Source organism: Chitinispirillales bacterium ANBcel5 (assembly GCA_029688955.1).
Taxonomy (GTDB): domain Bacteria; phylum Fibrobacterota; class Chitinivibrionia; order Chitinivibrionales; family Chitinispirillaceae; genus Cellulosispirillum; species Cellulosispirillum alkaliphilum.
The window spans coordinates 33,523-42,247 of sequence record JARUKZ010000038.1 but is presented as its reverse complement, the minus strand read 5'-3'; the positions used below and the strand labels follow the sequence as shown (position 1 = coordinate 42,247).

The 8,725-nt window shown below is 43.7% G+C and carries 7 protein-coding genes and 1 tRNA gene; 3 read left to right on the top strand and 5 right to left on the bottom strand.

The window, feature by feature from the left end; translation table 11 throughout:
• Positions 1-526: 526 nt before the first annotated feature.
• The 3 genes from QA601_15770 to QA601_15760 all read left to right on the top strand — a co-directional run bounded on the left by QA601_15770 (position 527) and on the right by QA601_15760 (position 2,445).
• Entirely contained in the window at positions 527-808 is a 282-nt protein-coding gene (locus tag QA601_15770) for a hypothetical protein (GenBank protein ID MDG5816555.1), read from the top strand.
• A gap of 608 nt (positions 809-1,416) precedes the next feature.
• The gene (locus QA601_15765; protein ID MDG5816554.1) at positions 1,417-2,268 is read left to right on the top strand and encodes a hypothetical protein; all 852 of its coding nucleotides are present in this window, start codon (positions 1,417-1,419) and stop codon (positions 2,266-2,268) included.
• 91 nt (positions 2,269-2,359) lie between these two features.
• A tRNA-Ser gene (locus QA601_15760) sits at positions 2,360-2,445 on the top strand.
• 77 nt (positions 2,446-2,522) lie between these two features.
• Here QA601_15760 and QA601_15755 read toward each other — a convergent pair.
• From QA601_15755 to QA601_15735, 5 genes are all read right to left on the bottom strand, one after another.
• Positions 2,523-3,047: a hypothetical protein gene (locus tag QA601_15755; protein ID MDG5816553.1), complete on the bottom strand. Its 525-nt coding sequence runs from the start codon at positions 3,045-3,047 to the stop codon at positions 2,523-2,525.
• A 507-nt stretch (positions 3,048-3,554) separates the two neighbouring features.
• Entirely contained in the window at positions 3,555-3,698 is a 144-nt protein-coding gene (locus QA601_15750) for a hypothetical protein (protein MDG5816552.1), read from the bottom strand.
• 13 nt (positions 3,699-3,711) lie between these two features.
• Positions 3,712-5,001, bottom strand: a complete 1,290-nt coding sequence (locus QA601_15745; GenBank protein MDG5816551.1) for a hypothetical protein — start codon at positions 4,999-5,001, stop codon at positions 3,712-3,714.
• A 14-nt stretch (positions 5,002-5,015) separates the two neighbouring features.
• On the bottom strand, positions 5,016-5,753 hold the full coding sequence (locus QA601_15740; protein MDG5816550.1) for an outer membrane lipoprotein-sorting protein: 738 nt from the start codon (positions 5,751-5,753) through the stop codon (positions 5,016-5,018).
• Positions 5,744-8,698, bottom strand: coding sequence for an MMPL family transporter (locus QA601_15735; GenBank protein ID MDG5816549.1), 2,955 nt, complete (start codon positions 8,696-8,698; stop codon positions 5,744-5,746). The genes QA601_15740 and QA601_15735 overlap by 10 nt, the downstream gene beginning before the upstream one ends.
• Positions 8,699-8,725: the final 27 nt, after the last annotated feature.

The following is an 8,725-nucleotide window of genomic DNA, read 5'->3' as shown; positions in this document are numbered from 1 at the left end:
TCGCAGAAGCACAAAAAGGAGAGTTGTTTTAGGGATAAAACGAGCCCCTGAACCGAACCAATCTGCCTAAGCGACAAGCCTGTCTTACCACTTTTTACCCTTTTTCGCCTCCCAAAGTTGGGCGAAACCAGCCTGCTATTGCCTAAAATCACCAAAATCCGACTCAATACGCCAAAATTTACGGTCCTCTTCCCAAAATAACGGTACTATGGTTCATCTACGCCTGTTTTAAGCCACAACTCTTCTGTTGGTAGTGTAAGAATGGGGTGAATGGTGTCATAGTTTCCCTGTTTATAGTGTGCCATTGAAAGGAAAACAGGGGTATTTCAACACAAAAACAGCACTATTGCACTCTACATGCCACACTTTGGTAGTTGCGAACAGCCCATTGCCACCTGAAAATTCTTGGTAGTGCTTACTGAGAACACCACGTTGTATGATGAAAACAGTACACCGTACCCAGAAAACTGGTATAAAGCCAAACCGGTATAAGCCTGTTCTCATACCACGCCGGAGAAATTAGCAATTGGGTGCTATTAGAGTTACCAGACGAAACATTGCGTCTGCATCCGTAGTACAGTATGATCCCACCATTAAAGCATATGGTTTATACCTGATCTGTATGGTGCGCCACCATAAAACAGACCTGATCGCTGCACTTTTGCATCCATCGTACTCCATTTTCATACCTTTAAACAGCAAATGTGATGATTATAACCTTCAGATGGGCTCTTCTATGCGGGGTTCTGCGGGGATATATTCAGGAGATGTTGTTTGGAACTTCATACAAGCGACTCTAAGAGCGTAAGATTCTTTGATGCCAACCCTCTCTGACTATAAATGAGGCCTTTAGCCCCAAAAAATCTGCATTCCAAATTCCAAACCCCACATTTTCATAGAGGTCGTCCCTTCAGGGCTCATTGGTCTACCGTGTTGTTTTCCCGGGGCGATTGCCCAAGGCTTTTAACAGAAACCGCCCTGTTCAGAGCTTGCTTGAGGGGTGGAGTGGATGGCCTGGGTTTTGGAGCGCTGTATCATCTTAATGGAAGAAACAAAGGACTTATTCAAAATCCCCCCTCCTCCCGAGATTATAGCTCAAGGGTCCCCCCAAACGGATCTTTTCACGCTTTCACCATTGACGCCCGGGGGTGACCCAATCTATCGCCTTTAGCCCCATAAAAATCCTTTTTCGCTCTTCTAATGTAACTGGCACAGTTCAACGCTCATAGCTTCTTTTAAACCGAAACATCAATCCCCAACCCAACCCAATCATAAATAACAATTATCTGACCTGTATCTTCAGTTGAAGTCCTTACTAATTACTCAGGTACACGGTTCATTTATATTTTTGATGATTCAAGAATGTATTTAGGGGGAAACTGTGGAACCCCGCTCAATATAAGTGGAAATAATCTTATGGAATTCAGTAATGAACCTGTGAGTCTTGAGCCTGGGATTGGTGGGGCTGCCAGTAAAAGCTCAGAAGAGGTGTTTAGCTTAAACGGCTTTAAAAACGGCCGCAACCCGTTTGACGATAATCCCTCTGCCCTCAAAAACAAGTGGGGTATAGAGTGGATGAAGAGAGCTCAGGGTGCTGAAGCTGTTTCTGTTTTGCCACCAGGAGCCACAGGTAAGTGTCTGCGCGTAAGTTATCCCAGGGGGGGGGTAGGTCCACTTGAGAGCGGAGTCGAATTTCCGGTTTCTTTTCGAAATATCCCCACCATCAAACAGACCACCTTTGATTCACTTTATCTGCGATATTACCTTTGTTTTGAAAAGGGCTTCGATTTTTGTCTGGGCGGTAAGCTTCCCGGGCTGATTGGGGCAGGGCAATCCTGGAAACGGGCTGGGGGTGATCTGCCAGATGGAACCAATGGATGGAGCATGAGGCTGATGTGGCGCAGGAATGGAAACGCAGTGGTGTATGCTTACCTTCCTCCCGGCAAATACACTAACCGTCAGTGGGGCTTTGATATCGATCTCAACACCTCTTTTAAAACTGCCCGGTGGCATTGTGTAGAGCAGTATGTGAAGGTCAATGACTCAGGGTGCGAAAATGGCCAGTTAAAGGTATGGGTCGATGGCCTTAAAGCACTGGAGCTTCAGGATCTGGTTTATCGAACTGTGGATAATGAAGCCGGGAAAATTGGTGGCATTTTCTTCTCTACATTTCATGGGGGAAACACAAAAGAGTGGGCGCCGGCTACAGATTCCTTTGCTCTGTTCTCGGGAGTCGTTGCCGCTCGGAGGAGAATTGGTTCCGCTTAATTGAGCGGTTTTGATCATTTATACTCTATTAAAAAATTGCAATCAGTGTTGCTATATACTATTTTAGGAATTCTTGAAATTTTTGGCTTACGGAGGACTAGGATAATTGGTAATCCAGCGGTCTTGAAAACCGCCGACCTTGCGGTCTTGGGGGTTCGAGTCCCTCGTCCTCCGCCATCTAAAAAAGGCTTCCTGGTAACCCCGGGGAGCCTTTTTTGTATCCTACCCTCACAATTCCAATCGTTTTTGCATCATTAGTGATTATGTGGCTGGTCGCCATGGGCCTTCTCGATTATCATTTGAACAGAACTAAGTGTGCCGGGGCCAAAATCCAGTAGTGTTTTGCCTATTTCGAGAGTAAAAAGGTAGGCTTTTTTGATAAGCGGACAGTTGCTTTTACTTGTAATCTCCTCCGAAGAGAACACCACGTTTGGTTCTACGATAGCTCCGTTTTGTTTCAGTGTTAAAGGTATCTCAGAGTCCAGTGTAATAAGGTAGTCATTATGCCCTGATGCACTAAAATGGACATTTCCGCCCCATTTATTATCCTCTTCAACAGCAATGAGCTCGATCTCATACCGGGTGTGCGGATTGTTCGCGCCTGGCCCCATGCCTTCACCCTGAGCCCTAATGTGTTCATACGGGCCGCCTTGCATATGGGTGCATGCATGTTCAATAATCGAAAAGATGTCCTGATGAGTACCGAACAAATTGCCTCCCACCAGGAAAAAGTACATAAAAATTGAAAGTATGACGGTGTAGAGTACTAATTTTTTCAAATTGATGTTCCCCTTTCTGTTCGTTATAGAGGTATTTCGTCTATGGGGTAAAGATGTGAAAATATATAATAGGGGAATTAGAAATGGGGGGAACAGTCAGGAGATGGGTAATATAGATATATGGTGATAATTTTGATTCAATTATGAGCATTTTTACTTCATTTCAAAAACCGACCCATTCTTTTCATTTAATATGCTGTCCAAATTGAGCGAATGCTAAAGCCACTTGCTCCACCTTTACATCAGCCTCCCCCTCTTTTGGAAACGGATTATTGATTCAGGCCCAAAGGTCGGGACGGGTGAAAAAGGAGATTTTAAAACGCAAAGAGCGCCCGTTCTCCATAACAGACTACTGCGAAGGGTGAACAGAGGTAAACGCTTCGCGTTTAGAAGTTCCGCAATTCATTCAGTTGTGATCAAGACATTATCCAGGGTAATTGCGGAGCGTTTACCCTTAACCCTAGTTCATTTATCCTGTTTTGGACAAGAGTGGTGGTGGTTGATATGTCAATCCTTCTCCTGAACCTGTACCGGGGTGCTTGCAGACGCGCTGCTTGCCACCATGACAGACGCAATTCCCTGACTGTACCCCTGAGCGGAGACGAAGGGTACAGTGGAAGCGCAAATAATGGATTCACTATTATGGGGCAAATTTGTAATCCCCTTAAAAATACCCCTTAGCGGTTAGCAGAAAGTTTGGAAAAAGCCCTCCAAATTCGCTTAGGTTTTTATCTCCTATGCCGATCTGCGCACCTGTTTCTATGGTAATGTTATCACTTACCAAATATTTGATTGAGGGTAAAAGCATCGCGGAGTGATCGACCAAATTACCCAGCACGAAAGCAGAAAAGTCAAACTGATTCGAAAAAGTATAGCTTACACCACCAAAGAGGTAGTGCTTTGCAAATCCGGCCATTTCTCCGGTTAATAGGTGAATCAGGTCTCTTGAGTTATAATCTTCCTTAGTATCCTGCCCAAGACCATTGAAGTAGTATTCAAGGATTGTATAGACACCGTTATTAAAAGTGTAGTCAAAGCCAAGGTCTACTTGGAAGTAACTGGAATCCAGATCTTTGTATTCCATTTCTTCGTAAACGGGATTGTTAAAGGCTGCTTCAGCCCATATACCAATATTCCCGATTTCACCGGCCAGATCAACACCAGCCATAAATTTCCCTGGCAGCCCCAAAAGAGCTCTGTCGGCGTTCATTATTCGCATTCCACTTATAGACATATCATACCCCGCGACGTTTGTTTTTACTCGTATGCCGCCACTGGAGTGAGCAAAATCTCTGCCCGGGGACACGACAAGTGAAACCCCTGATAACATTCCCAGCGGTATCTCTGCTCTCAGGGCATTAACGCCAAGTCTGGGTGCCTCGGGATCCAATGGGCTTTTTTGATTCCAGATATCTGTCGGGTTAAAGGCATAACCGGTACCCCAGGCAATCATTTGACGACCAATAAACAGATCAAATGGACTGAAGTAGGCCTTTATCAGTGCCCGGTCCAGAACTGTTTTATCCGAAGGAAAAAAAGTTGAATAGGGAAGATACCTTATAATTGATTCAAACACCTCATCAGTTAGTAGTTGTTGATTACCTGTCGCATCTGAATCTGGAAATTGCTCTTTAAGTATCTGTATTGCTTCGGTTAACAATGGAGCCAGGAGTTCCTGAAGAGCTCTGTCCATAACTGAGCCACTTCGAACTGTTTCAAAAGGATCAAGAGGTCGCAGCGCACCGGAAACAAGAACGTGTGTTTCTATTCCACCCCATTGGCCGTAGTTCCAGGTTCCTTCAAGCCTTGCCTGCGCAATGTCTGAAATAATCTCTTCATCTGCAAGGGTGAGAGTCGTTCTGTTTTGAAGATAACCGCCAAACCTAAGATCTGAGGCGAATAGTGTACAGGTAAATACGAAAATTACCATAATAAAAATGTGTAAATATTTCATAATGTCCCCCCAACTTACCTGCTAAGATATCGTTCAGAAAACATGTTTTCATCAATGGTGATATCGTTTTCAATTTTGTCCATTTCCATAATAGTCTTACTGCCTCTTAGAAGATCTTTCATTGTTACCCTGTTAAAACTCCAGTACTCTCCCACTTTTTGCGCACTGTCTACAGTAAGTTTTTTCCAGAGTGTATTGTCTTCATCAAAAAAATGCATCTTGACCGGAATAAAGCGCTCTTTATCGATCCAACTGATAGTTTTAGCATATGAAACATCATCGGTTTTGGGTAAGGCCAGGAGTTTATAGCAGTTGACTCCATCTATAGTTTCTTCACCCTTCAGGGTAACAGTGTAGTTTTCCCTCATGTCTTTTGGAGACAAGTCTTCATAACTAAAGTCGGAGTTATTTATGGACTGATTTCTCTGATGGCTTGCAATTCGTCGCACGCGGGATGTTCTGGGAGAATAAAACCATATGTCATCACCATCATTGAGCATAAGAATTTTCATCCCTCTGATACGCGCGGGTTCAATATATTCCATAAGGCTTTTTTCACCCTCATTCATCGAATAGCTTACGAGTCTCGAAACATTTTCCCGGCCATTGGCCTGAATAACAGTTTGGGTTACCTCTGAGCGGGAGGTTTGAGGGTTCTGGTTTGCTTCTGCTTTGTCCAAGATCTCATCAACGGTTAAAGCAAAGCTGCTGAATGCGGTAATACCAATAAGTGTCGCGAGTTTCAGATACATTCTTTCCTCCTCTCAGGAACAGAGTCGTTAGTGATGGTTTTGTTTTTGCCCGGTTTTTTTGTTGAAAGAGATTCTCCTATGGTGATAACAGCGGGTAGAACATAGGCACTGCTTATGAAACAAGCCGCGACTCCATAGAAAAGAGTCAGTCCAAACATCGCTATACCCACATGGGAAGCCAAACCCATAGAGCCAAACCCGATCATCGTAGTAAGTGAGGTAAGTAAAATGGCGCGACCGGTAGTTTTAAGTACAAGTGGAACCGAAGCTCTGCCTTCTATTCTGTATCGGTGGAGCATATGGACACCATCATCAATACCGATTCCAATGATTAACGGTAGTGCTACAAAATTCATTATACTGAGCTTCATTCCTGTCACAGCCATCATACCTACCATAAAAACCGCGCCAACAGCTAGAGGTACAGATGCAAGCAGGGTAAATTTGAGTGATCTAAAATCAATTAACAGAAATAGCAGTATAGCAATTGAACCGATAATTACAGCGTCTCTGCCCTTTTCTGCCATTAGATCCATCATTAGCTGGATAATTGCGGGCATTCCTGTTGTGCGTTCGCTTACCCGGGATGTATAGTCATTAAACGTTTGTAGTCTCTGTTCTTCCCAGATATATCCCCTGGGAAATATGTTTATTAACAGATCGTTGTTATTGGGGTTTACATAGCGTTCCCGAATGCTTTCGGGAATAGTTTCAAATGATATAAGATCTGTGTTGGACATGGAAAGTAACTTTTCCCTGATTATTTCAGATGAGCTTTTCTGAAAGCTGTTAAGGACCGAAAGGTCATCCGCGGAAGCTATTATTCTTTCAGAAAGAGCCAACACATAACTGTCTTCATCCATTGCCCCTGCGATCTGATCACATTTACGCACTATTTTATTATCTTCCCCAAGGGATAAAACAGACATTTCACCTATTTCTACTATGTTTTGATGCAAACGGAGGAGTTCATTTTCAAGTAGCTCAACATCGTTGTGATTCATATCATTTACTTCCGCCGCTAGTAGATTTACTCTGAATGAATCAATCAGCTCCGCGTTTTTCAACTGCGCCGATTCTTCGGGAATAAATTCGGTTATCGCATCAACAGAAGCTATAAGGCCCGTGCGGTCACCAATTTTTCGAAACTCTTCCACAAGGCTTCGGCACTCATCGAGATCCCCTGCTTTTACCATAGCATAATCGGGAGAGAATTCAAATTTTTCCAGAATATTGTTTTGTGTAATTTGACTGGGTGTCCCCGCGGGTTGAAGCTTCATAAAGTCATATTCCCATTCCATATTGAAACCTGCACGAACAGAAAAAACGATAAGCACAGCTGATACTATAAGAACCATTATCGCGACCGGAACTTTTCCCAGTATTGTGCCCGAAGTCGCAAGAAACCTAAACCGCAGCGGACGACAGATCCAGGTAAAAACAGGCAAAGTAAAGAAGCAAAAGACAGCGCCCCACATACATTTCCACGCATTCACCAGAAAACCTAAGCGTAGCTTCCGTAGGATAGTAGCACTGAGTGAATATCCTTTATTGTCCCATACAATCAGAGCAGGAAGCATAATCATCTGTACCAAAAGAACCGCTATGATCCCAATGCCGGTTGAGATACCTAACTGTGAATATGCCTCAAAGCGTGTAAATTGCAGACAGAAGAACACTATGGCAGTAGTAAGCGCTCCAGTTATAACTCCGGCGCCTACACGATTATACATAAACTTCAGCGATTCGCTAACCGACATGCCCTGTTCTCGTCCGTCGCGAAAACCTGAAATAAAATGTATGCCAAAGTCGATCCCAAGCCCAACAAGCACTATCCCAAAGCCAGCAGACATAATATTGAGATACCGAAAGACGCTGGCCAGAATACCTGCTGTCCATAGTATTCCAACCATTAGCGTTATAACAGCAAACAACGGATGTTTCCAGTCCTTAAATGCACCAATAAGAAGAATCAGAATTAATCCTAACGCAATAACACTGGGCCAGGCGAAGTCTTCTGCGAGAGCGTTATTTTCATCAATCTGCATCATCATCAGACCGGTGCGGTTTATCCGGACATCGGGATAAAGTTCACTTACCACCGTTAGAGTATCATCAATTCGGTAGCCCAGATACATAATCTCTTCAAATTCATTGAAGCTTACCGATGGGTGAAGCATCATAAGGAGCATGCTGTTATCTGAGGAAATCATATACTGAGGTCCGGTTATGAAATCCGCTATAGCACCTGCCACCGCAACAGAGTCCCTTTGCTCTAAGTAAATGTCGATGCTTTCAAGGAAACGACTTATTCCCTCAAGCCCCTGCACGGCCTGCTCCTCACCATTTAGCGTGGTAATGTTATCTGAATCATCAATAAACTCCTTTTCAAAATTGTCGTTTATGTTCTGAATCAGATTTGTAAGTGAAAGAGAGCTGTACATGGTGAGCATGTTTTCCAGGTCTTTTGTTTCCTGAGCCATCATTCCGTGTGAAGAGATGAATTCTCTGTCGATTTTATAGTCTATTCGCCGTACGAGGTTTAGTGTGTCATAATCAATGTTTGATGGAAATTGGCCCTGAAAGAGCGCGAAACGCTGCCCCAGTGTCAAAGACTGATCTTCTTTGGGTTGAAGCAAATGTATAGTGCTTAAACGAGCTGCTAAATCCTGAGCGACTTCCTGCATACGATCAAGATTCAGCTGGTCATTTTCTATTGTAATCATTACCGTTGCATCAGATGAATAATCTTCAATGATCTCCATATACTCCTGGATCATTGGAATGTCATCGGGCATCATATCGGCAAACTGCGTTTTTATTCCCAAACGGGTGGCTGAAGCAAGCAGTACAATAGTCAGGATTACACAAGTCAAAAGAACTGTGCCTGCGTGATGAGTCACCACATTTGATAGCGTTTCAAAAAACCTGTCTCTGAGTTTCAAGGCGCGCTCCTGTTGCTTGGATTGTTA

What these genes read in the sequence shown, in the direction of transcription:
- QA601_15765 (MDG5816554.1), top strand. Translation starts at nt 1,417, where the DNA reads ATGGAATTCAGTAATGAACCTGTGAGTCTTGAGCCTGGGATTGGTGGG.
- QA601_15745 (MDG5816551.1), bottom strand. Translation starts at nt 5,001, where the DNA reads ATGAAATATTTACACATTTTTATTATGGTAATTTTCGTATTTACCTGT.
- QA601_15740 (MDG5816550.1), bottom strand. Translation starts at nt 5,753, where the DNA reads ATGTATCTGAAACTCGCGACACTTATTGGTATTACCGCATTCAGCAGC.